Annotated in this window: 22 protein-coding genes; 2 read left to right on the forward strand and 20 right to left on the reverse strand. The window is 51.1% G+C overall.

Features of this window, described 5'->3' with window-relative positions:
- Positions 1 to 22 precede the first annotated feature (22 nt).
- From rsmB to OYT88_RS00985, 13 genes are all read right to left on the reverse strand, one after another.
- A complete protein-coding gene (gene rsmB / locus OYT88_RS00925; protein ID WP_274397462.1) occupies positions 23 to 1378 on the reverse strand; it encodes a 16S rRNA (cytosine(967)-C(5))-methyltransferase RsmB in 1356 nt (451 codons plus the stop codon).
- Positions 1375 to 2319: a methionyl-tRNA formyltransferase gene (fmt, locus tag OYT88_RS00930; RefSeq protein ID WP_274397464.1), complete on the reverse strand. Its 945-nt coding sequence runs from the start codon at positions 2317 to 2319 to the stop codon at positions 1375 to 1377. The genes rsmB and fmt overlap by 4 nt, the downstream gene beginning before the upstream one ends.
- 39 nt (positions 2320 to 2358) lie before the next feature.
- Positions 2359 to 4770 (reverse strand): primosomal protein N', encoded by a 2412-nt coding sequence (priA, locus tag OYT88_RS00935; RefSeq protein ID WP_274397466.1) that lies wholly within the window; start codon positions 4768 to 4770, stop codon positions 2359 to 2361.
- Positions 4767 to 5987: a bifunctional phosphopantothenoylcysteine decarboxylase/phosphopantothenate--cysteine ligase CoaBC gene (gene coaBC / locus OYT88_RS00940; RefSeq protein WP_274397467.1), complete on the reverse strand. Its 1221-nt coding sequence runs from the start codon at positions 5985 to 5987 to the stop codon at positions 4767 to 4769. Before coaBC ends, priA begins: the two co-directional genes overlap by 4 nt.
- Before the next feature lie 156 nt (positions 5988 to 6143).
- Complete coding sequence (gene rpoZ, locus OYT88_RS00945; protein ID WP_274397469.1) at positions 6144 to 6341, reverse strand: DNA-directed RNA polymerase subunit omega; 198 nt, start codon at positions 6339 to 6341, stop codon at positions 6144 to 6146.
- Positions 6338 to 6961 carry a guanylate kinase gene (gene gmk / locus OYT88_RS00950; RefSeq protein WP_274397471.1) on the reverse strand — a complete coding sequence of 208 codons (624 nt, stop codon included), beginning with the start codon at positions 6959 to 6961 and terminating at the stop codon, positions 6338 to 6340. The genes rpoZ and gmk overlap by 4 nt, the downstream gene beginning before the upstream one ends.
- A gap of 18 nt (positions 6962 to 6979) precedes the next feature.
- Complete coding sequence (remA, locus tag OYT88_RS00955) at positions 6980 to 7240, reverse strand: extracellular matrix/biofilm regulator RemA (RefSeq protein ID WP_274397473.1); 261 nt, start codon at positions 7238 to 7240, stop codon at positions 6980 to 6982.
- 30 nt (positions 7241 to 7270) lie between these two features.
- On the reverse strand, positions 7271 to 8152 hold the full coding sequence (locus tag OYT88_RS00960) for a YicC/YloC family endoribonuclease (RefSeq protein WP_274397475.1): 882 nt from the start codon (positions 8150 to 8152) through the stop codon (positions 7271 to 7273).
- A 110-nt stretch (positions 8153 to 8262) separates the two neighbouring features.
- A complete protein-coding gene (locus tag OYT88_RS00965; protein ID WP_274397477.1) occupies positions 8263 to 9996 on the reverse strand; it encodes an Rqc2 family fibronectin-binding protein in 1734 nt (577 codons plus the stop codon).
- A 197-nt stretch (positions 9997 to 10193) separates the two neighbouring features.
- Positions 10194 to 10616 (reverse strand): hypothetical protein, encoded by a 423-nt coding sequence (locus tag OYT88_RS00970; RefSeq protein ID WP_274397478.1) that lies wholly within the window; start codon positions 10614 to 10616, stop codon positions 10194 to 10196.
- A 345-nt stretch (positions 10617 to 10961) separates the two neighbouring features.
- Positions 10962 to 11720, reverse strand: coding sequence for an ABC transporter permease (locus OYT88_RS00975; protein WP_274397479.1), 759 nt, complete (start codon positions 11718 to 11720; stop codon positions 10962 to 10964).
- On the reverse strand, positions 11717 to 12373 hold the full coding sequence (locus OYT88_RS00980) for an ABC transporter ATP-binding protein (RefSeq protein ID WP_274397480.1): 657 nt from the start codon (positions 12371 to 12373) through the stop codon (positions 11717 to 11719). The genes OYT88_RS00975 and OYT88_RS00980 overlap by 4 nt, the downstream gene beginning before the upstream one ends.
- A gap of 15 nt (positions 12374 to 12388) precedes the next feature.
- The gene (locus tag OYT88_RS00985; protein WP_274397481.1) at positions 12389 to 12823 is read right to left on the reverse strand and encodes a MarR family winged helix-turn-helix transcriptional regulator; all 435 of its coding nucleotides are present in this window, start codon (positions 12821 to 12823) and stop codon (positions 12389 to 12391) included.
- 675 nt (positions 12824 to 13498) lie between these two features.
- On the opposite strand from OYT88_RS00985, the gene OYT88_RS00990 reads away from it, so the two are divergent.
- Complete coding sequence (locus OYT88_RS00990) at positions 13499 to 13672, forward strand: hypothetical protein (RefSeq protein WP_274397482.1); 174 nt, start codon at positions 13499 to 13501, stop codon at positions 13670 to 13672.
- Between the two features lie 69 nt (positions 13673 to 13741).
- Entirely contained in the window at positions 13742 to 14200 is a 459-nt protein-coding gene (locus OYT88_RS00995) for a hypothetical protein (protein ID WP_274397483.1), read from the forward strand.
- Between the two features lie 425 nt (positions 14201 to 14625).
- Here the strand turns inward: OYT88_RS00995 and allB are convergent, their stop codons facing one another.
- From allB to OYT88_RS01030, 7 genes are read right to left on the reverse strand one after another with little or no spacing between them, the layout of a single operon-like run.
- Entirely contained in the window at positions 14626 to 16020 is a 1395-nt protein-coding gene (gene allB / locus OYT88_RS01000) for an allantoinase AllB (protein ID WP_274397484.1), read from the reverse strand.
- Positions 16017 to 16949, reverse strand: coding sequence for a dihydroorotate dehydrogenase (locus tag OYT88_RS01005; RefSeq protein WP_274397485.1), 933 nt, complete (start codon positions 16947 to 16949; stop codon positions 16017 to 16019). Before OYT88_RS01005 ends, allB begins: the two co-directional genes overlap by 4 nt.
- Positions 16946 to 17731, reverse strand: a complete 786-nt coding sequence (locus OYT88_RS01010; protein WP_274397486.1) for a dihydroorotate dehydrogenase electron transfer subunit — start codon at positions 17729 to 17731, stop codon at positions 16946 to 16948. The genes OYT88_RS01005 and OYT88_RS01010 overlap by 4 nt, the downstream gene beginning before the upstream one ends.
- Positions 17712 to 18995, reverse strand: a complete 1284-nt coding sequence (locus OYT88_RS01015) for a Zn-dependent hydrolase (RefSeq protein WP_274397487.1) — start codon at positions 18993 to 18995, stop codon at positions 17712 to 17714. The genes OYT88_RS01010 and OYT88_RS01015 overlap by 20 nt, the downstream gene beginning before the upstream one ends.
- On the reverse strand, positions 18961 to 20343 hold the full coding sequence (locus OYT88_RS01020; protein ID WP_274397488.1) for a CapA family protein: 1383 nt from the start codon (positions 20341 to 20343) through the stop codon (positions 18961 to 18963). The genes OYT88_RS01015 and OYT88_RS01020 overlap by 35 nt, the downstream gene beginning before the upstream one ends.
- 25 nt (positions 20344 to 20368) lie before the next feature.
- Entirely contained in the window at positions 20369 to 21148 is a 780-nt protein-coding gene (locus tag OYT88_RS01025; protein WP_274397489.1) for an IclR family transcriptional regulator, read from the reverse strand.
- A gap of 39 nt (positions 21149 to 21187) precedes the next feature.
- Positions 21188 to 22423, reverse strand: a complete 1236-nt coding sequence (locus tag OYT88_RS01030; RefSeq protein ID WP_274397490.1) for an MFS transporter — start codon at positions 22421 to 22423, stop codon at positions 21188 to 21190.
- Positions 22424 to 22515 lie beyond the last annotated feature (92 nt).

Raw genomic sequence — 22515 nt, forward strand, 5'->3', positions numbered from 1 at the left:
TCACGCTCCCCGTGCGGCAACATTATATTCTTTTTTTTCTCAAACATCCGATAAAAAATCCGTCCGTTCCAAACTGAAACGGCATCAGCTGAAGCATCGATGCCTGCGGCGACAAACGGCAAGCCTGAACGGCCGACGGAAAACGTGAAAAAAAAGCAGGTTCCCAACTAAAATCGTGATGTTGCGATAAAAAACGGTTCAACAAGTCATCGTTTTCCGCACGATTAATGGTACACGTACTGTAGACCAGCCATCCGCCCGCTTTGACCAGGGGTGCGGACGCTTCAAGAAGCGAACGTTGAATCGATACAAGCCGCTCGGCGTCCGCACGTGTCTTCTCCCATTTAATTTCCGGTTTGCGGCGGATGACGCCGAAACCGGAACACGGAGCATCCAGAAGCACACGGTCAAAGGATGCTTCGCCATAGATTTTAAGGGCATTTCTTGCGTCCATAGCCCGTGTTTCAATGATAGAAATTTCAAGGCGCGCGGCAGTCTTGTCAATCAGTTTCGTCCGATGCTCATGAAGATCGAGTGCGACAATCTTTCCTTTGTTTCCCATCCGCTCGGCAAGATGGGCGGTTTTCCCTCCCGGTCCCGCGCACGCATCAAGAACCGTCATCCCCGCCGCGGGGGCAAGGGCATCGGCGACAAGCATCGAACTCTGATCCTGAATTGTCATCCGTCCTGCTTTATAAGCCTCGGTTGCCGCCGGCTGGCCCTCCTCGACCCGCAGACAGTCGGGGGACAGACCGCCGGCCGATGTACGGACACCTTCTGCTGCCAGCTTTTCCGCCAGCGCCTTTCTGGAAATCTTCAATCGATTGACACGGACAAATGTGCAGGGAATCCTGTTCCCCGCTTCGGCAATCTTGAGCGACGTTTCCCGGCCCCACTGTTTCTCCCACATGTCCAGCAGCCATTCGGGCGTACTGTACTGGATAGACAGCCGCCGGCTTTCCGGAAGAACGGCCGAAAGATCGGGAGCCCCCTGCCGCAGAAACTGCCTCAATACAGCATTAACGAATCCTGCCGTTCCCCGATGTCCCCGCCGCTTGGCAATCGACACCGCTTCGTTGACAATTGCGTGATCGGGAATGCGGTCCAGATAGAGTTTCTGGTAAAAAGAGAGCTGCAGGAGCAGCCTGACCCATTGATCCAGTTTGCGATCGCTTCCGGTAAAAGCGGACAGAAAATAATCCAGCGTCAGCCTGCGCTGCAGCACGCCGTAGACAATTGTCGTCACCAGAGCTCTGTCTCTTACAGACAGGCCGCTCCCCGATAAGACATCATTGAGCGCCAGCTGGCTGTAGGCATGATTTTCTGTGATCGAGAGCAGCAAATCAAGAGCCGTCTCCCGTGCCGAATGACGGGTCATGCTTCTTTCCCCAGCAGCGCGCCGATTTCGAGTCCTTTTCCCCGCAGAAAATCGGCGGCACTCATCCGTTTTTTCCCGGCCGGCTGGCATTCGGCCACCTCAAGCACGCTCCCCGATCCGGCGGCAACCAGGAAGCCCTCTTCGCCCGTATCGATGACCGTGCCCGGTGCCGCAGCGGTTTTCTGTTTTGAAAGCCGTGCGGCATAAATTTTAAAGATCTTTCCGTCCAGCCGCGTAAAAGCGCCCGGATAAGGATTAAGGCCGCGTATCAAATTGCGGACGGTTTCCGCGGGTTCGTTCCAATCGATCGCCTCGTCCTCGTGCTTGATACTCGGAGCAAAAGTCGCTTTCGCTTCATCCTGCCGCACCGGCGTCAAACGCCCGGCCGCCAGTTCGGGCAGCGTCTTCATCAGCAGATCGCTACCGGCGGCACTCAGTTTGTCGTGAAGAATGCCGAACGTGTCGCTGTCGCCAATCGCTACGCGAACCTGGGTCAGAATGTCTCCGGCATCAAGTTTGCGGACCATGTACATAATTGTGACCCCGGATTCCTTCTTTCCATCGATGACCGCCTGCTGAATCGGTGCCGCGCCGCGGTATTCGGGGAGAAGGGAAGCATGTACGTTTATGCTCCCGAGCGGCGGCGCCTCAAGCAGGGATTGCGGAAGGATCTGGCCGTACGCCGCCGTAATCAATAAGTCCGGACTATAGGACAGAATTTCACGCACCGCTTCCGGATCGCGCACCTTTTCCGGCTGCAGCACCGGGATCCGATATTTTAGCGCTAAAAGTTTGACCGGGGACGGTGTCAGCGTGTGCTTCCTTCCCTTCGGGCGATCCGGCTGGGTCACCACGCAGCGGATTTCATAATTTCTATCATCCAGCAGTCTTTGTAAAACAGGGACGGCAAAATCAGGCGTTCCCATAAAAATCACTTTCATTCAATCATCCTCTTTATTGTCCTCTGCCCGTTTCCGTTTTCACATTAAAACAACGGGATTCAGATCGATCGACAGTTGCAGACCGTCTTTTTCCGTATTCTGAAAATGCAGCGAGATCTTTTTCAGGATCGGGAAAAGTTCAGGCTCTCTTTTGTATTTTACCATGCACTGATAGCGATATCTATCTTTTATCCTGGCAATCGCGGGAACAACGGGTCCGTATATCCGTGCCGATTGCGACAGGTTGTTCTTCAGCATCGAGACAATGCGCTCTGCCGCATCCGCCGCCCGCGCCGGTTCCGGATGGGTCAGATTAATAAGTACGAGAAAGTAGAACGGAGGATAGCCGTGACGGCGCCGGAGCTGCATTTCCTCGTGATAAAAGCGCATATAATCGTGATGCGCCGCGTCGACTATGGCATAATGATCCGGCGTATAGCTTTGAATGACAACCTCTCCCGCAAGATCATGTCTGCCGGCCCTGCCGGAAACCTGCGTCAGAAGCTGAAAGGTTTTTTCGGATGCCCGGAAGTCGGGAAGATGGAGCATCGAATCCGCCGCCAGAACGCCGACCAGCGTCACTTTCGGAAAATCAAGGCCCTTGGCGATCATCTGGGTCCCAAGCAAAATATCCGCCTGATGCGCACCGAACCGGCGCAGCAGTTTTTCATGGCCGCCCTTCTGCCTTGTCGTATCGACATCCATCCTGATGACCCGTGCCTCGGGAAGCAGGCGATTCAGCTCGGCTTCTACCTTCTGCGTCCCCGTTCCGAAATAACGCATAGAATCGCTGCCGCACGACGGACAGGTGTCGGGCATCCGTTCTTCATAACCGCAGTAATGACACTTGAGCAGGCGGCCGGCATGATGGTATGTCAATGAAATGTCGCAGTGCGGGCATTTGATCACGGTTCCGCACGACCGGCACATGACAAAAGTCGAATACCCGCGCCGATTCAGAAACAGTAAGATCTGTTCTCTTTTTTCCAGCCGGTCCTTGATTTTAAAAAACAGAGCTCTTGAAAACATCGAATGGTTGCCCGCCCGCATTTCTTCGCGCAGATCGACAATCTCAACCGGCGGCATCGGATGATGGTTGAAACGGTCTTTCAGTGTGAGCAGCGTATAGACTTTCTTCTGAGCCCTGGCAAAAGACTCCAGAGACGGTGTCGCGCTGCCGAGCACGACGGGACAGCCGTGGCGGCGTCCGCGATAAATAGCTACATCCCGGGCATGGTAGCGGGGACTGTCGTCCTGCTTATAGCTTGTCTCGTGTTCTTCATCGATCACAATCAGGCCCAGCCGTTCGAAAGGAGCAAAAACGGCCGATCGTGCCCCGACAGCTACCTTGACAAGGCCCTTTCGGATTTTGCGCCACTCATCGTATTTTTCGCCCCGGCTCAGGCCGCTGTGCATGACGGCCACCTCATCGCCGAAACGTCCCTTGAAACGCTCCACCATCTGCGGGGTCAGCGAGATTTCCGGAACTAGCACAATCGCCTGCTTTCCGAGCGCAATCACTTTCTGGATGGCCTGAAGATAAATCTCGGTCTTGCCGCTGCCCGTCACCCCGTGACAAAGAAAAACACGGGGCTCGTCCTTTTCGATTGAACCAAGAATCGGAGCCAGTGCCTGATTCTGTTCCGCGGTCAGAGGAAGCGGACGGGTCGGCGGGCCCGGCCGACGATAAGGATTGCGGAACTGCTCAACCATTTCCCGTTTCAGCAAGCCTTTTTTTTCTAATCGCCCCAGGGCTTCTCTGCTCAGATGATATTTATGAATCAGTTCGTTCACCGGCAATCGAAGCGGCCGATCGATAAAAAAAGACAGCGCTTCTTTTTGCCGTTTCGACCGTCCGTCAAGCTCTCCCTCGGCCCGGAGCAGCTCCTCCCGCGGGACAGCCGCGGAAAACGCCAGGACTTTTCTGGCACGGGCCTGATTTCCGACAAGCCGGTTCAGGGAAATGATGTTTTCATCAAGCGCCTCGTTCACTTCTTTTAACAGTTCAGGATGCTTTTTTTCAACCGTGTCCCATTCGATCGTCTTTTCAGAGAGAAAAATCCGGCTCAGCTGCGGAAAGCGCTGGCGCAGCCGGTCCGGATTTTCAACCGTCAGACCTTTATGATAGTCGGCTTTCATCACCGCCGGCAGCATCGCCAGAAAGGCGGAAACGGTCGGACAAAGCGTTGTATCGGCGAGCCAGCGGCCGAGATCCAGTAATTCACCGGTCAGCACCGGCAGATGGTCGACGAGGCGTTCAATGGTTTTTAATTTGCCGAAAGAGGATTCTTCTTTAAGCGATACGACGAACCCGAGCCGCCGGGTCCTTCCGAACGGTACGATCACCCGCATTCCCGGCCTGACAAAATCAGAAAGCGCTTCAGGAATCTGATAATCGAAAGGCTTGTCAACGGGGCTGGCCGCTATATCAACATAGACTTCGGCAATCAATGCAGAACGCTCGTTTCCAGGAGACCGGCAAGCGCCCGGCAAATCTCCTCGGCAACCTTCTGTTTTGACATTTGTTCGAGTGCCTGCCGCCGGCCGTCGGCAAAGAAAAAGGTGACCTTGTTCGTGTCTTTTCTGAATCCATCCTCCACCCGGTTGGCGACAAGTAAATCAAGATGCTTTTCCTCCAGCTTCTGCCTTGCGTTTGTTTCCAGATCCTCCGTTTCGGCCGCAAAACCGACCAGCAGCTGATGGGTTTTCCGGCTGCCGATTTCCTTGAGAATATCAGGATTGCGGACCAGCGTTACGACCAGCGGACCGTCGCCCTTTTTGATTTTGTGTTGGCTGACCGTCTCCGGCCGATAATCAGCCACTGCGGCCGCTTTAACAACAGCATCGACGGTTTCAAACCGTTTGACCACCGCTTCGTACATCTCACGAGCCGAATTCACTTTAATGACAGGAACATCCTGAGGCGCTTCCAGCTGGGTAGGACCGGCTATAAGCGTCACTTCGGCGCCCGCCCGTTTGGCGGCACAGGCAACGGCATAGCCCATTTTACCGCTTGAGTGATTGCTGAAATAGCGCACAGGATCGATCGCTTCCAATGTCGGGCCCGCAGTAACCAGAATCTTCTTTCCATTAAGCGCAGGCAGCAAATCGGCCGGCCCGGTGCCGGCAAAGTAGGCCTCGATTTCCGCGAACAGGGCTTTCGGTTCAACCAGCCGCCCCTTCCCGGTCCAGCCGCACGCCAGTCTCCCCTGATCGGGACCGATCAGCCGATAGCCGAACTCCTCAAGTGTCCGAAGATTTTTTTGAACAGCAGGATGAGCATACATGTTCACGTTCATGGCCGGAGCAATCCATACCGGAGCCTTGGACGCCAGAATCACTGTCGAAAGCATATCGTCGGCCAGGCCCGCCGCCAGTTTTCCAATCATATTTGCCGTCGCCGGAGCGACAAGCAGCAGATCCGCCGTATCGGCAAGATCAATATGGGCGATCTGCCCCTCTCTTTTTTCCGCGAACACACTTTCATAAACCGGCCGGCGTGTCAGTGCCTGAAAAGTCGCCTCGCCAATAAAACGCTTGGCAGCTTCGGTCATGACCACATCGACGATTGCTCCCGATTTCACAAGCAGGCTCGAAAGTTCGGCGGCTTTATATGCAGCTATGCCGCCGGTCAGGCCGAGCACAATTTTTTTCCCGGAAAGCGTCATTTTTTTCTCCCCTTTCCTCGCAACGCCGGATCTTTCTCTACGCGCTGACGATCGGTAAATCCCGTTTTTTAGTTTGAAAGCCCGTTACCCTGCGGTTGTACAAAAAACAACAACCTGCAGAAAGGTTGTTGATGTATCCGATCAGAGCCCGGATGATCAGTTTTTGTAATACAGAAGGCCGGCGTTGATTTCTTCAAGGGCCTGGCCGATCGCTTTATCGGAACGCGGATGTTCGACCATCAAATGGCCCGTTCCGTCCTGAAGCTGGCGTGCACGTTTCGCTGAAAGCGTGACCAGCGTATAAGTTGAGTTGACCTTCTCCAATAAACTATCAATGGACGGATAAATCATCATAGTCCATCAGCTCCTTCATTTTTTTGATACTTTTCAATCAGCCGATCCACCCGGCAATGTTCCGCAAGCACAATTGCCTCAATCCGGTCGCAGGCTTTTTCCACCTGATCGTTCTCGACGACGTAGTCATAGTTCTGCATGAGTTCCATCTCCGATCTGGCGACGGTCATTCTGCTTTCTATCAGTTCGGCCGTTTCCGTGCCCCGTCCGATAATCCGTTTTTTCAATTCTTTCAGATCCGGCGGCGCAAGGAAAATAAAGAGGCCGTCCGGAAAGCGATGTTTGACTTGAAGAGCTCCCTGGACCTCAATTTCCAGAATGACGTCCTTCCCGTTATCGAGAGTGCTCTTCACGTAATCAACCGGAGTGCCGTAAAAATTACCGACATATTCGGCCCATTCCAACAGCTGCCCCTTTTTGATCATTTGCTGGAACTGTCCGCGGGTCCTGAAAAAATAGTGAACCCCGTCGATCTCGCCTTCTCTCGGTTTTCTGGTCGTCACAGAAATGGAATATTGAAGGGAACTTCCTCTCTCTCTTAATGCCTTGCAGACTGTTCCCTTTCCGACTCCGGACGGTCCCGAAAGAACAACCAGCAGCCCTTTCTCCTTAAAACTCATGCACAGACCTCCAACCTTTCATGCATCATCCGTCACATCGTCATGCTGAATCAATCTCTGGGAAACCGTCTCCGGCTGCACAGAAGAAAGGATGACGTGGTCACTATCCATGACAATAACCGCCCGGGTCCTTCGGCCGTATGTGGCATCGATCAGTTTATTATGATCCCGGGCGACTTTGATCAGCCGCTTGATCGGCTGCGATTCGGGACTGATAATCGAGACAATTCTGCCCGCGGACGCAATATTCCCGAATCCTATATTGATTAATCTGATCACAGCACAATCACTTCCCTGTTCGTGATAACGTCATTCAACATTCTGAACCTGCTCCCTTAGTTTTTCAACCTCGCCTTTAATGGATACAACCCTTCCGCTCACTTCGGCACTGTTTCCCTTCGAACCGATTGTATTCATTTCGCGGTTCATTTCCTGAATAAGAAAGTCAAGCCGGCGGCCGACCGGCAGGGGCTCGTCAAGTAAAGCCCGGAATTGGGAAAGATGGCTCTTCATCCGGATCAGCTCTTCATCAACCGCCGACTTATCTGCAAAAACGGCGATTTCATTCATCAGCCTCTCCTCATCGATCGCATAATGATTTCCCAGAAAGTCAGACACATCATGCCTGAGCCGCTGCTCATAAGCTTCATGCACGCGAGGTGCAAATCCCGCGAGCTCGGAAATCTGCTGTTCGACCCAATCAACCTTTTTTCGAAGATCCTCGCCGAGCCGGGCGCCTTCCCTCCGCCTCATCCCGACAAGCTGTTCGCAGGCCCGGCCGATCGTCTTCAGGACAAGCGGCTCCATTGCTCTCGCCGCCGACCCGTCTGCCTCCCGGACGGAAAAAACACCTGGTAAAAGCAGGATATTGCTGAAGTCCCATTCTTTTCCGCCGCAGCGCCGTTCCATTTCTCTGGCCGCGTCCAGATACTGATCGACGACCTGCCAATTCGTACCGACCTGCGGGGCAACGGCTTTACTGCCGTCGATCATTAAAAAAAGAGTCAGCGCACCTCTCTTAATATAGGAATGAACGGTCTTCCTGATTTTATCTTCCAGATAGAATAAAGGTCTGGGGATGTTGAGAGAAAGATCGAAAAAGCGATGATTCACTGATTTCAGCTCAACCCGGACAGTCGTCTCATCCTGTTTGAGCGATGCCGCGCCGAAACCGGTCATGCTGTTTATCATCCAATCACTTCCACCCTCTCATTTTAAACAAAACAGCACCTTTGAAGCAAGCAAACCCGCAAAATATGTCGACCTGTTTTTTGTCATTTTTGCGGCCGCTGCGGAGAACTTTACCCGCCCTGCCCCTCGGCTTCGGGTTTCTTCCTTAATTTCAGGACAAGCGATTCATCCGGGGTCACATAGAGTGTCCTCTGATCCGTATAGATGACGAATCCGGGTTTCGCGCCGCCCGGCTTTTTCACGAACTTTACTTTTGTATAGTCAACAGGGACGCCGCTTCCCAGCCGCGATTTGCTGAAAAAAGCGGCCAGCGCCGCCGCTTCGGCAAGCGTCCGTTCGCTCGGCTGTTCCGATCGGATCACGACATGCGAGCCCGGAATATTTTTTGTGTGCAGCCACACCTCTTCGCGCCCGCCTACTTTTGTCGTCAGATAATCATTCTGTTTGTTATTTTTGCCAACGAGGATCTCTGTTCCGTCCGACGCATAATAGCGGTCGATTTCGGGGCGCGTTTTTTTCTTTTTCCCGCGGGCGGGCCGTTTCTTTTTCAGATAGCCCCCCTCTTCAAGCTCCTCGCGGATCCCGGCGATGTCCTTGAGCGAAGCCGTTTCCACCTGCTGCATCAGATTATCAAAATAGACAATTTCCTCTTTTGTCCGGCCGATCTGATCGCGGACAACCCGTTTGGCGGTCTTCGCTTTGTTGTATTTTTTAAACCAAGCCTGGGCGTTTCCCGACGGTGTCCGGTTCGGATTCAGAGGAATCGTGACGGTCGCCTGATTGCCGTCATAGTAATTGACGGCCTCGACTGCGCGGTCCCCCCTTTTGAAACGGTGCATGTTCGCCGTCAGCAGCTCGCCGTACAGGCGGTAGGTATCGGCATTGTCCGCTTCCCGCACGGTCTTCTCAAGTTTCTTCAGTTTCGCTTTGTTTTTTTTCAGTTCCAGTGCGATAAAGTGGCTGAGATCGCCGGCTTTCTGCTTAACGGCATCCGTTTCCGCCTTTACCACATAAAAATGATCAAGCATTTCATTCACATCGGAGAATTCTTGCTTCTTGCCTTCCAGGTGAGTCAGGTCAAGCACATGGCACTCATCTCTGCCGCCTTTGCCATAGATAATATTCGGACGATAGTCATGATTGCGGATCGCGGCCTGCACGATCTCAAAAGCACGGGCAATCGCCTCCTGATAAGGCAGGCCGGCCCGATGGACAATTTCACTGCCGATCAGCGGCGAGAAACCGCTGACGGCACCGACGATCTGGCGGTCGATCCGCCCGCCATTCCATTCCAGCTGGCTGATCAGATCCTTCACCGGCATCTCCAGCGGATTCAGTTTTCCCTGATCGGGCGGAGCGACATAGGTTTCACCCGGCAGCACCGTCCGGTAACGGTTGACAGCGGACGTCAGATGCTTCACGCTGTCGATGATCCGGCCCGAATCTTTGTCGATCAGAATGACGTTGCTGTGCCGGCCCATTAATTCGATAATCAGCTGTTTCTCCGATAAGTCTCCGAGTTCATTGCGCGTTCGGAAATCGATGTGAACAATCCGCTCCAGTCCAACCTGTTCGATCCGCTCAATCACACTGCCTTCCAGATGCTTGCGCAGCAACATGCAGAACATCGGCGGCTCCTGCGGATTTCCTTCAGTCAGGCGGGTCAGATGCAGCCGCGCAAACGCTGCATTGACGGAAATCAGCAACTTTCCGTGCGCACTCCTGGAACGCAGATGAAAAATCAGATCGGTTGCCGTCGGTTGATATATTTTTGCAACCCGTCCGCCGACGAAGTCCTGCAGACTCCGGACAACGGCGCGGGTGACAATGCCGTCAAAAGACATGATGGATCCCTCGCTTTCAAAAAAAGCGGGCATCGGCTGCTCGCTTTTCCAACACACTATAACACTATAATAGTTATCAGCTTTTATTGTCTCACCCCAGGGCGCCGTGCGTCAAGAATGATTCCGAATTCAATCCGGGATTTTCATTCACTGCGACTATTTTCATAAGCTAACAGAAAGAAGGAAGCCGCTTGTTTTCACATAATGGATGTGGATGATGAGGGCAGCAAACCGGCCAAAATGAAAACCGCTATATTCAAAATGAATACGATCAGGGTAGCAATCACGAGAATTTTTAAGGAAATGCCCGTTTCCCCCTGTCTTTTCCGAAGCCAGTTGATGATTGCCAGTATAATGAAAATGATCACAAGAATATTCAATAAGATTCGTAATATCATCGCAACAATGATAACTATATAGCCTAAATCAAATGGACGATTCATTTCCAGGTCACCCTTTAACTGCGATATTAATGCCTCGCGTGTTATCGATTTTCCTTTGTTTTTGTCAGATTGGATGATCAGAGCAGAGCAGACTGCCGCATCCGCGGTTGAAAATGAGACTCCGGTGAGCGCCATCTTATTGTGGGGATAAAGCACAGCAATATCTTCACCGGGCATGAATACATCTGCTTAATAAAAAATGGGTCATTTTTTTAGTTCGTTAATCACAAAAGAAAAAGAAACAGGTTCATTCATTTCCCGCAAAAGATTGTTCTTGGAACAATCAAGTCGTAAAGTTCTATGCATGAGCTCAGGATCATGGACGATTGCTGGAGATTTATCGTACCGCCTGCTTGATCATGAATATTTCAATTATAAAGGAAAGGGGCACCATTTCTGCACTTTATGTGAGAAATGATGCCCTCGTAAATTTTTATGACTTTTCAGCGGCTTTATTTTTTCCTATGATTTTTTTCAGGATCGTGATTATGTGTTATTAACCGTTGTTGGATGATCTTATCTTTACTGCAGCTGCTTCCGTTTATTGAAAAAGTTCCTGTAAGAAAGATAGCAAGCGATAAAGGAAGATATTGCCGTTGTCGACAGTAGCATGAAAGTCACCATAATCTGATAGCGGATCGCTTGAAGAGGCGAAATCCCGGCGAGAATGAGCCCCGTCATCATGCCCGGCAGAGAAACGATTCCAAGTGTTTTGGCTGAATCAATCGTTGGAAGCATGCCCGTCCGGATCGAATCACGGATAATTTCAATGGAGGACGGCAGAATATCCGCTCCAAGCGAGAGCTTGGTTTCCACCTCATCCCGTCTGCTTTTAAAGTCGGCAGACAGCTGGCGGAAGCATAGCCCAAGCGCAACCATGGCATTGCTTATAATCATCCCGCCGACCGGAATGATCTGATTGGGCTGATATTTAATCGCACCTGAAAGGACCAGGACGGACAGGGTCATCCCGGCTCCAGCCGCAATTGATACGAAGGAGACGAGAAGCCCGTTTTTCATTCCCTTTCCTCTTTTGGATGCGTTATACGCGGCATTAAACGTCATAATCACAATCAGCAATGTCGTAAATAACGGATTGTTCAGGCCAAAAATATACTCAAGGATATAGCTGACCGCAATAAGCTGGATAATAGCTCTAATGACACTAATCAAGGTTTCTTTCTCTAGTCTGAGCTTCTGAAAATAGGAAAAAAGCAAAGAGACCATCACAAGTGAAGACGCAATAAGAAGGGAAGTGATACTGACATTGGCTTCGTTCATCTGAGTTTCTCCAATGATTTTATTTGACCGTCCTCTATGGTCAATAGCTTGCCGGCGTATTTTTTTCCTTGTTCAGGATTGTGTGTCACCCATAGAATGGTTATCCCCTCCTGATTCAGCGCCTCAATTGCCCTCTCCACGATGAGCGTGTTATCGGCATCAAGAGCCGAAGTCACTTCATCAAGCAGCAAAACATCAGGCCTGAAAAGCAAAGTCCGGATCAGGGCGATCCTTTGTTTCTCTCCGCCGGAAAGGCCCTCAATCTTATGATTCAGATAATCCCGGCTCATATTAAACCGGGAAAAGAGAAAATCCACCCTCTTCCAGTCTGCAGCACGTTTGCGGATGGAATAGACGAACGATAAATTATCCCTTACCGTTTCTCCAAAAAGCACAGGCGTCTGAAAACAGTAGCTGATTTTTTCTCTTATTTGAATGGGATCCTGCCGCATAAGATCTTCATTGTTAAACAAAATCCTGCCCCCGGTCGGGCTGATCAGGTGGCAGCAAAGTTTTAAGAACGTACTTTTTCCACTGCCGGAAGGCCCCATGATAGAAATATAATCGCCCGGCTCAACATTCATTGAAATGTCTTTAAGTATGGATTTTTTTTCATGGCGGTAAGAGACGTTCTGGAATTCTATCTGAGCCAATACAAACCCTCCCTTTTATCCACCCTCATGAAACAGATTTTCTCTGCTCACGTTGATGAGCAGTTCATCCAAAAGGCTCAAAAGCTGCTGGCGCTGCTCAGGCGGAAGAGTATTGAACAGATTCCGGGCGAAGAGTCTGTCTTCACATATATGTCTCTGCAAAACGGCATCGCCCTCGTCTGAAGCTACGAGCTCAATCGCCCGTCTGTCATTAGCCTTTCTGATACGCCGGATATACTTTTTACGCTCCAGCCTGTCCAATATTCCGGTAAGGGTGGACGGCGGAATACCGTAGTCTTTTGTGAGATCCCTGATCTGAACGGTTTTATGAAAATAGATTCTTTCAAGGACATACATATCCTGCGGTTTGATTCCAGAGCTCTGCTGCTGATAAATATCCTTGTACTGAACAAGGTCAATTAGTTTATGGACTATCATGTTTTCATCCATCCGTCTGCCTCTCTTCTAATCTATCTATATAATACGATATACGTAAATTTCGAGTCTCGTAATACATGCTACATAATGTCACAGCGCGCCCTGAAAGTCAAACGGAAAGGGTGATCCTATTCAACTTATCTTTAAGCAGCCGTCGGCACCATTTCAATTTTAATCTGATTGACAGCCGTTGCATTGTATTTTTTGTTTCTGCGGGATATGGACTCATACAATATTTTCAGGAAAACTAATCATAAAATTTGTCAGACAAATATTCAAGCTTCACCGTGTAAATCTCGAGACAAAATCTCGTATTCAAATACGAGTATCCCTTTAGCTTATTGTCTGTTGTGCCGTCAACTGATGATCGACTCTTCCTGAAATCATCGTTCTCTTGAAAGACGGAGAGCGTTTCCGCAATGAACAAACTTCTGCAGCAGTCGACAAACTTCCTGTCGCGGTTGATGAACCGGGTGTACCTGCAAAGACCGATTAAACGCCGGCGTCGACCGAAAAACAGCGTCGGATTGTGGTCGGATTCGGTGCGACTATTCTGCATTTCGGTGCGACTGGAACCGGATTCGGTGCGACTGCTCTGGTTCGGTGCGTCTTCCCGGCTTTTCGGTGCGACTCCTGCCGGATTCGGTGCAACTATTCTGCATTTCGGTGCGGCTGGAGCCGGATTCGGTGCGACTGCTCTTGTTTGGTGCGTCTTCCCGGCTTTTCGGTGCGACTCCTACCGGATTCGGTGCAACTATTCTGCATTTCGGTGCGGCTGGAGCCGGATTCGGTGCGACCGCTCTTGTTTGGTGCGTCTATAGCTCGTTTCGGTGCGACTTTCTCCCGTTTCGGTGCGTCTGAAGCCGGATTCGGTGCAACTATTCTGCATTTCGGTGCGGCTATAGCTCGTTTCGGTGCGACTGCTCTGGTTTGGTGCGTCTTCCCGGCATTTCGATGCGACTCCTGCCGGATTCGGTGCGACTTTCTCCCGTTTCGGTGCGGCTGAAGCCGGATTCGGTGCGACTCTTCGGCGGTTCGGTGCGGCTGAAGCCGGATTCGGTGCGACCTCTCTTGTTTGGTGCGTCTTCCCGGCTTTTCGGTGCGTCTATAGCTCGTTTCGGTGCGACTTTCTCCCGTTTCGGTGCGTCTGAAACCGGATTCGGTGCGGCGGCTGATAAACTGTTAAACTGCCTGCCGCGGTTGATTCAGTCAATCGGGTACAACTTGCTGTTCCGATCATTCGCACTTATTAATTGCAGTCCGTCTGATTTTCTGCCGGTTAATATTTTGCACTTTACCAAAGGTAAGCGGCGATTTATCGATGATACACCCTCGTTCTCCGATGATTTACAAGAATACGCGAAAAAAACGGGTGTTTCCGCCATGTAACGCCTGTCCGCGCAGGATGTCCCTCTTTTTTCAGCGGAATCCATCGCCGTTCGCATGAACATTCAGAACACCAGACTGCCGCTCGCGCAAACCGATTGTTTTTCGGAAAAATCGATGGCGCTTTCATGCTGCGGCCCGGCGGGATACATGAATTGAGGGGGATACTCATTTCAAAATTTTTGATGATGGACTTCTTACAACAAATCAGAAGATCAATAAATCAATTAAGAGGCGGCGGGTGCAGCGGATAACAGGTTTGCTCAATGACATCAGGCTTCATCCGTTCATACTAAGGTGCGAAAGCCGGATCGTAACAATCATTCAAAAATTTTTTCATCTAAAGATCCTTTAAATGTAAACGATTTCAAAGTATTGCAAAAAGAAGCAGCAATTCTTCCAATGAAGGACTCCTGCCTATTTTTCTCTTATTTTTTCGGGATAACCAGACGGCCGAACGGGGTATGGACAATTTCTCCGTTCTTCATGACGGTTTCGCCGCGAACAACGGTTTCGATCGGCAATCCCTTGATCGGCCGGCCGTCAAAAGCGGTCACCTTGCTTTTACTGTGCAGATTTTCGGCTTTGATTACTGTTTCCTGATCCATGTCGACAATCGTCAGATCGGCATCGGTTCCGACCTCAAGCGATCCTTTCTGCGGATATATGCCAAACCGTTTAGCCGGATTTTCCGACAGAAGAGCGGTCAGTTTCTGAAGCGAAAGGCGTCCCTCATTGACTGCGTTCAGCATCAGCGGCGCAAGTGTCTCCGTGCCGCACATGCCTGCGGGGATCGACCAGAGATCGCCGTCTTTTTCCTCCGCCGTGTGCGGCGCATGATCGGAAGATACAATCGTAATCGTGCCGTCGGCGATCCCTCTCCACAGGCGCTCTTGATCCTTCTTGTATTTAACGGGCGGATAGACTTTAAGGACCGGGCCGACTCGCGGATAATCTTCATTGCTCAGGAACAGATAATGCGGACACGTTTCGGCACTCACCGGATAGCCTTTCGCCTTCGCCTGCCGGACAAGTTCAGCCCCTTCTCCCGTGCTGACATGCAGCACATGCAGACGGGCACCCGATTCGCGGGCGAATGACAGGGCCATTTGAATGGTGATTTCCTCAGCCAGATTGGGACGCCCCTCCAGCAGGGCATCATAGTCTCTGCGTCCGGATTTTTCCACTTTTTCAGTCAGAGCCTGGATCAGGCTGCTGTCCTCGGCATGAATGGCGAGAACATTCCCAGTTTTAGCTACGGTCTGGAAAATCCCATACACTTCGCCGTCGGAAAAAGGCGGAATGACGTCATCCATACCCGGTTTGTAATTATACGTCAGCTGGAACGTCTTTTTGTTAATGGCATAACCCCAGAAGAATTTGAATCCGACGGCTCCCGCCTCATGGAGAGCGGGAATATCCGCATTGTTCAGATGCCCGAGGCAAAGCGCCCAGACAGCAAAATCAACATGTGCTTTGCCGGTCAGATTGGCAACCTGCCGATGAAAATTTTCCACATTGTTTGTCGGAGGGGTCGTATTCGGCATTTCAAAAACAGTGGTAATCCCGCCCGCAGCCGCCGCCTGAGTGGAATGAAAAAAATCTTCCTTATAAGTCGGGCCCGGATCTCTGGAATGGACGTGAATGTCGATCAGCCCCGGCAAAACATATTTGCCGCTCGCATCCGTTTCTTTTTTTGCCGTACCCTCCAACAGCCGGTCGGAAATGGCTGCAATCCGGCCGTCCTTGATATAAATATTTGCTTGAAACGACTGATCGGGCGTGACAAGTTGACCATTTTTAACGACATAATCCCATATCATCCTTTTTCCCTCTCATCTAAATCGATTTTCCCAACAAGATCCGCAATTCGATCAATGTGATGTCTGATCATGTAGTCGGTCACTTCGTCAATAATGTCCAGCATCGCGGCCGGCCTAATAAAATTCGCGGTGCCGACCTGGACGGCCGATGCACCAGCCAGCATCATTTCAATCACATCCCGGCCCGTCATGACGCCGCCGCTTCCGATGATCGGAAGGGCTGTAACCTGATGAACCTGAAAAATCAGCCGGATGATCAGCGGCCTGACTGCCGGCCCGGAAAATCCGCCCATCAGGTTGCCGATCTTGGGCCGGCGTGTCTCAGTATCGATCGCCATCGCTAGAAACGTATTGGCAACCGTCAGCGCATCGGCCCCGCCTTTTTCCGCCGCACAGGCTATATCCTGTATATGCGTGACATTAGGCGACAATTTGACAATCAGCGGCCTGTCCGTTGCCTGCCTGACTGTCCCGACTAATTCTTCCGTTGTTTTCTCGTTCATGCCGAAAGCAATGCCGTCGTTGCGCAGGTTCGGACATGAGATATTCAGTTCAAGAGCCGCGACTTTTTCTATTTCGCTCAGGCGTTGCGCCAGAACGGCAAATTCATCGATCGTATCGCCTGATATGCTGGCAATAAGCGGGACATTGTACTTCGCGAAATCCGGGATGATCGAGTCAATATAATAATCGATACCCTTGCTCTGAATACCGATCGAATTGATCATGCCGCCCTCAGTTTCGCAAATACGCGGGCCCTTGTTTCCCGGCCGTTCGTTCAGCGTGATGCTTTTGGGAACGATCGCCCCCAACCGGTTAAAATCGATGAAAGGCGACATTTCCATGCCAAACGTGCCGGATGCCGGCATAATCGGATTTTTTAACATCAATCGACTGATTTTTATTGATAAATCCGGCCTCCGGGTCATGAAAGTATCGCCTGGCGAAGCGGAAAAACGGGACCTTCGCAGCAGATCCGCGCCATTTCAATTCCTCTTTCTCTGCGGACCGGGCACGCGCAGGCGTAACAGTCGCCCAGGCCGCAGGCCATACGGGCTTCCATAGCTATTTCGCCATACAGATTGCGGGAAACTGCCAGGTTCTGGATTAATTTCGCCAGCCTTCTCGATCCGCACGTATAAACTGCAGAAAAACCATCGTTTTCAATCAGCTTTTCCGCCAGTCTTTTAACCTGATCCACGGCACTTGTCCCATCTTCGTCCGTTACGGCGTATACCGCAGCGCCGGACTGTTTCAAATCATCGACGGCAAGCAGGTCTTCACGTCTTCGGGCACTGACAATAGCAACCGTCCTGCTGCCGTCCGCCGCTGCGGACCGGGCCAGCGCATGAAGCGTCGCTACTCCTACGCCTCGGGCCACGAGCAAAATCGGCGCATCTCCGGCGGGAAGCGTAAATGGCTTGCCGAGCGGTCCGATCATATCGAGCGTCTCCCCCGGCTTCCTTCCCGTTAATGCCTGTGTCCCCGGCCCCTTTACCAGATAAAGAAATTCCAGAATCCGCGTACGGCGATCAAAATGATAAATACTGAACGGCCGGCGCAGCAGATTTTTCCAGTTGTCGCTGCAGCGGATATGAAAAAACTGTCCGGGGCTGACAGGCTCTTCAAGTGCCGCAGCATCGACGGCCATTTTCCAGTAACGATCGTTCACCGGCCGATTGAAAAGAATCTTAGAGTGAAGATTTTTCATACGTTGTTCCTTCCCCGCTGTCGGCATCCGAAGGGGATTCCGCCCACTGAAGCACCGTTTCCTCCAGGATCTCAATCCCTTTGACGATTTGAGACAGGTCGGTATGTTCATCCGGATGATGGCTGATACCCCCGACAGACGGAATAAAAATCATGCCGGCGGGACAGAGCGCAGCCATGTTCATCGTATCGTGGCCGGCGCCGCTCGGCATCTTTACATAGCTGGCTTTCAATTTCTTGCAGGCCTTCTCAAAAGAAGCGATAACCTGCCCATCCAAACGGACGGGTTCCTCGTCACTGATCATCGTCCGTTCGATTCTCAAGTGACGCGTCTGTTCGAGCCGGTCAATCGTTTCATACAGATGCTGAACAACCCTGTTTTTCGAAGGCCTGGAAATACTGCGGATGTCTACCTTCAGATTTGTCTCACCCGGTACAACGTTCATAGCTCCGGGTTCAATTTCAATGTCGCCGACCGTCGCCACGGTCCCGTATGCCATCTCCCGTCTTGCCGCCTTTTCCAGTTCGAGCGCTATCTCGGCGGCTCCGATTAACGCATCATGGCGCTGATTCATTGGCGTTGATCCGGAATGGGCGGCGTGTCCTTTGACACATATGGAAAACCGGGTCGGCGCGGCGATGCCGGTCACCACACCGATTTCCCTGTTTTGCGCCTCGAGAATCGGTCCCTGTTCAATGTGCAATTCCAGAAAAGCAGCCAGTGAATTCGGCGATCGTCCGGCCTCTTCAACTTTATCAAAATCTAAACCGCGGCGAGTAAAAATCGACTGAATGGTTTCGCCTTGTTTGTCCGTTAATTTTGCAATATCTTCTTTTTTGATCAGGCCGGCCATCAGTTTACTCCCGATCATCGAAAATCCAAAACGAGAAGATTCTTCACAGGCAAAGGAGAAAATATCAATCGGCCGCCTCGTCCGGATCTTGCGGTCATTTAAGTCACGGACAATTTCAAGAGCAGCCAGTGTCCCGACAACCCCGTCGTATTGGCCGCCTTCATATACGGTATCCAGATGCGAGCCGAGTCCGACGGCCGGCAAATCGGGATCCTCTCCCGGACGTCTCGCGATCACATTTCCGGCCGGGTCAAATGTGACAGCCAATCCCGATGCCCGGCAGCAGGCGATGAAACAATCCGTCACCCCCTGCTCTTCTTTACTGTAAGCTAGCCGAGTCATTCCATTATCTGTTTTTCCGAACTGATTCATGCGATCAAAAGTCTGTTTCCATCGATTGATCTTCACCATTTCTATCGCCATCCTCGCTTAATTCACTGACCCGCTGATTCTCTCTTATTGAAATGCAGCCAATCCCTTCTCTGATTGAGATCTTTGTCCCAAAAGGTTCCGACAGCTTTTTCAAGCGTCCGATGATCCGTGTGCCGTCGGAAGAAGAAGCCAGGGATGGGCGGCCCTTGCCTGATCGCGGCTTATCAAATCCCATTGTGATGGGCGTCAGCCGGATTTCTTCAACCCGGCCATTCTCTAAGATCATCGATCCAATAACCGATTCAAAGACTTTCGGATTCGCAGCAAGGCCCCTGTTTCCATGATCGCTGCGGGCATCAAAACCATCCGCCGGTGTACTGTCCGAGTCAAGGTGATAAAGATCATAAAACTCAGCCGGCTGCCTTTCAACGGTATCATTTTGAAAAATAAAATCGCCCAGGCTGTAAAAAATCGGGCATCCTTTATAAAGTTCGATTCCGCGAAGCACATGGGGCCCATGTCCGATCAGCGCCTGTGCTCCCTGATCAATACAGAATCTCGCGAACTGTCTGATAAATTCCGCCGGTTGTTCTTTATCCATCCCTCTCATTTCATGGGAATGGATGCTGATGAACACAACGTCTGCCTGACGCGAAGCTTCGCGGATAGAACGGCCGATTCTTTCAGCGTCCCCGCGGTCCATCAAGGTTGACGTCCCCGGTTTCCCCAAACGGAATTCTGCTCCTCCAACGCAAAAACTGCCGCCGTTGCCGGATTTAAAACCTTCTATTATGTCAAGATTGGCTTTCGCATCAATGTCCGTCTGCTGATCGATCTGTTTCAGCACCTGCATCCAGCGGTCGGGAACGTAATGAATCGCATGATGTCCGAGCGGATTGATCCCCGGCCTGCCGATCACGTCAGGACGCTGCTCGCCTGCCCGATGCCAGTTCTCAAATGTCGCAGTGACGGAAATTAAGGCAACCCGGCCATTTTTTGTATCCAGATAGCACGGCCGGCCTGCTTCAGCCAGATTGCTGCCGATGCCGGCAAATGTCCAGTCTTCTTGACTGAGATAATGAATCGTCTGCAGCAAACCATTGTGCGACCAATCGAGAGAATGATTGTTTGCGCAGGCGAGCAAGTTAAAATTCAGCCAGCGCAAGTCTTTCAGAACACTCGGCCGCGAAGCCGCCCACGTTCCGCCGCTTGCTGCAGACGGGTAGGCATCAAAGTTATGCACCGTCGTTTCAAGATTGGTGAACCGCACGTCCGCATCCATCAGCAGTTCCCGGATCGCCTGCAGAGACGCATCATCTCTCGGCAAACGCTGAGTAATAAACGAATCACCCGTCATCGCCATCCGAATTTCATGGGTCCTCTTCATCACTATTCCTCCTTCCCGGAAAAAATCAGATGACCGAGCTTAGAGCATTCATCGACATCAAATGATCGCTGGCTTCCAGTGACGCCGCGTGCAGGTCCTGAATCAATGTTTCCTTTCGCGATTCAATGTGATAGTGCTCGCCAACCAGGCTGATGCTCAGGACCGTCTGATCGGCGTTATGAAAAATCGGAACAGACAACGCTGCAACGCCCAGTTCCAGCTCCTGCCTGCAGAAAGCAATCCGGTTCTGACGGGCTTCCCGGATTTCTTTGTATATTTCTGATTTATCAGTCATTGTAAAATCTGTATAACGTTTTAATGATTCTTTTTCGAGTAATTGATGAATGATATCGGGCGATTGATAGGCTAAAATAATCTTGGCTGCCGCCGAACAGTGCAGCGGCATGCGCTGGCCCACGTGAACAAAAAAACTGTTGCGCACCTCGGACGGCTGATGCGTATAGGTGCAGAAAATCTCGTCCCCCTGGAATCGGCAGATAAAAGCATACAATTTTGTCTTTTCCCCGATATCATTGCAATACTTTGACAGCAGGCCCAGCGGATCCTGCATCTTCAAAAAAGCACTTCCCCATTTCATCGACTTGGGGCCCAGCAAATATTTTTTTGTCTCAGGATTCTGTACAACCAGTTTGTGGGCAAGCATGTCCTGCAGCATCCGATGAATCGTTCCCTTGCTGAGCAAGGTCCGCCGGGAAATTTCCGCGATGCCGATGCCCGGGGACGGACAGTCGCTGATCACATCCATCAGTTTAACAAAACGATCCATCCATTCGATAAGAAACATCCCCCTCCGATACACTCATTATATCAATTGCCGGTCAGCTCAGACCAGTTCCTTTCCCTTCGTTTCCGGTACAAGAAAAAGCATCGACGCCGCGGCCAGGACATATATGAGGGAGAGAAATCCAAGTACGGCGCTCAGGGAACTGTTCAGGGCAAAAATGCCGATCAGTAATGGGGCAAATCCGCCTACGAACCGTCCTGTGTTAAAAATAATATTTTCAGCCGTCGATCTTGCCTCCGTACGGTAATGTTCGGCAAGCAGTGCACCGTATCCGCCCATCATTCCGTTGACAAAAAAGCCGAGCACCGAGCCCAGAATAACAAGCAGCGTCGGGTTTGAAATCTGGAAGTAAATCCAAATGATTAATGCGGCGCATATCTGAAAAGTAATGTACGCCGGTTTTCGTCCCCAGCGGTCGGCGAGCCAGCCGAAGAAAACGATGCCGACGACCATGCCGACAATTGTTGAAAGCGTCCAGTAGGTTGTGCCGCTGATTGTATAATGATGCTGTTTTGCCAGCATTGTCGGCATCCAGGACATAATGCCGTAATAGCCGAAATTCTGCACACTGCAAACAACAATCAGACCCAGTGTCGTTCCGGTTATCTTTGAAGAATGAAAAAGTTCGGAGATGGAAACTCTGTTCTTTTTCTCTTTTTTGATATTTTTCCACATTTCCGGTTCGTCGAGATGTCTCCTCGTCCACCAGGCTAAAATGGCCGGAATGACGCCGACGAGGAATACGCCTCTCCAGCCGAAATGCGGTGCAATCAGTGCAGCAGTTAACGTTGCCAAAACCGTCCCGGCCTGATACCCGACCGCCACATATGAAGTCGCACGTGTCCGGTATTTTTTCGGCCAGGATTCGGTAACGAGTGTCATGCCGATTCCGAATTCTCCGCCGAGGCCGAGCCCGGAAAAGAACCTAAATACATTAAATGTTGAAAAATTAGGTGCGAAAGCACACAAACCGGTAAACAATGAAAATATTAAAATCGTCCAGGTAAAGACCCGGACACGTCCATATACGTCAGCCATCACGCCGAATAGGTAGCCGCCAAGAACGACGCCCAGCAGCGTGATCGTAGAAATGCTCCCTGCCTGAGCCGAATTAATTCCGAAATAAGCAATAATCAGAGGCAATACAAACGAAAGCATCATCATGTCCAGTCCATCCATTGCATAGCCGATTGAAGCAGCCCAAACCGTCTGATGTTGATATTTGCCGATTTTTTCATTTTCCTGGCCCACGTTAATCTTTGCCTTTGCACCCAATTCCGACACCTGCTCATCTTCCCTCTCTTTTAATTTTTAATGTTTCGTTCAGTGGAACATCGTTCCAATTTTTGAATGGAGAATCATCCCTT

Origin of the sequence: Sporolactobacillus sp. CQH2019, from assembly GCF_028765345.1 — a bacterium.
GTDB lineage: Bacteria > Bacillota > Bacilli > Bacillales > Sporolactobacillaceae > Sporolactobacillus.

Excerpts from the sequence above, each read along its gene's own strand:
- rsmB (WP_274397462.1), bottom strand. The coding sequence starts at position 1,378 with ATGACCCGTCATTCGGCACGGGAGACGGCTCTTGATTTGCTGCTCTCG.
- fmt (WP_274397464.1), bottom strand. The coding sequence starts at position 2,319 with ATGAAAGTGATTTTTATGGGAACGCCTGATTTTGCCGTCCCTGTTTTA.
- coaBC (WP_274397467.1), bottom strand. The coding sequence starts at position 5,987 with ATGACGCTTTCCGGGAAAAAAATTGTGCTCGGCCTGACCGGCGGCATA.
- rpoZ (WP_274397469.1), bottom strand. The coding sequence starts at position 6,341 with ATGATGATTTATCCGTCCATTGATAGTTTATTGGAGAAGGTCAACTCA.
- gmk (WP_274397471.1), bottom strand. The coding sequence starts at position 6,961 with ATGAGTTTTAAGGAGAAAGGGCTGCTGGTTGTTCTTTCGGGACCGTCC.
- OYT88_RS00960 (WP_274397475.1), bottom strand. The coding sequence starts at position 8,152 with ATGATAAACAGCATGACCGGTTTCGGCGCGGCATCGCTCAAACAGGAT.
- OYT88_RS00965 (WP_274397477.1), bottom strand. The coding sequence starts at position 9,996 with ATGTCTTTTGACGGCATTGTCACCCGCGCCGTTGTCCGGAGTCTGCAG.
- OYT88_RS00970 (WP_274397478.1), bottom strand. The coding sequence starts at position 10,616 with ATGCCCGGTGAAGATATTGCTGTGCTTTATCCCCACAATAAGATGGCG.
- OYT88_RS00975 (WP_274397479.1), bottom strand. The coding sequence starts at position 11,720 with ATGAACGAAGCCAATGTCAGTATCACTTCCCTTCTTATTGCGTCTTCA.
- OYT88_RS00985 (WP_274397481.1), bottom strand. The coding sequence starts at position 12,823 with ATGGATGAAAACATGATAGTCCATAAACTAATTGACCTTGTTCAGTAC.
- allB (WP_274397484.1), bottom strand. The coding sequence starts at position 16,020 with ATGATATGGGATTATGTCGTTAAAAATGGTCAACTTGTCACGCCCGAT.
- OYT88_RS01005 (WP_274397485.1), bottom strand. The coding sequence starts at position 16,949 with ATGACCCGGAGGCCGGATTTATCAATAAAAATCAGTCGATTGATGTTA.
- OYT88_RS01010 (WP_274397486.1), bottom strand. The coding sequence starts at position 17,731 with ATGAAAAATCTTCACTCTAAGATTCTTTTCAATCGGCCGGTGAACGAT.
- OYT88_RS01015 (WP_274397487.1), bottom strand. The coding sequence starts at position 18,995 with ATGGTGAAGATCAATCGATGGAAACAGACTTTTGATCGCATGAATCAG.
- OYT88_RS01020 (WP_274397488.1), bottom strand. The coding sequence starts at position 20,343 with ATGAAGAGGACCCATGAAATTCGGATGGCGATGACGGGTGATTCGTTT.
- OYT88_RS01025 (WP_274397489.1), bottom strand. The coding sequence starts at position 21,148 with ATGTTTCTTATCGAATGGATGGATCGTTTTGTTAAACTGATGGATGTG.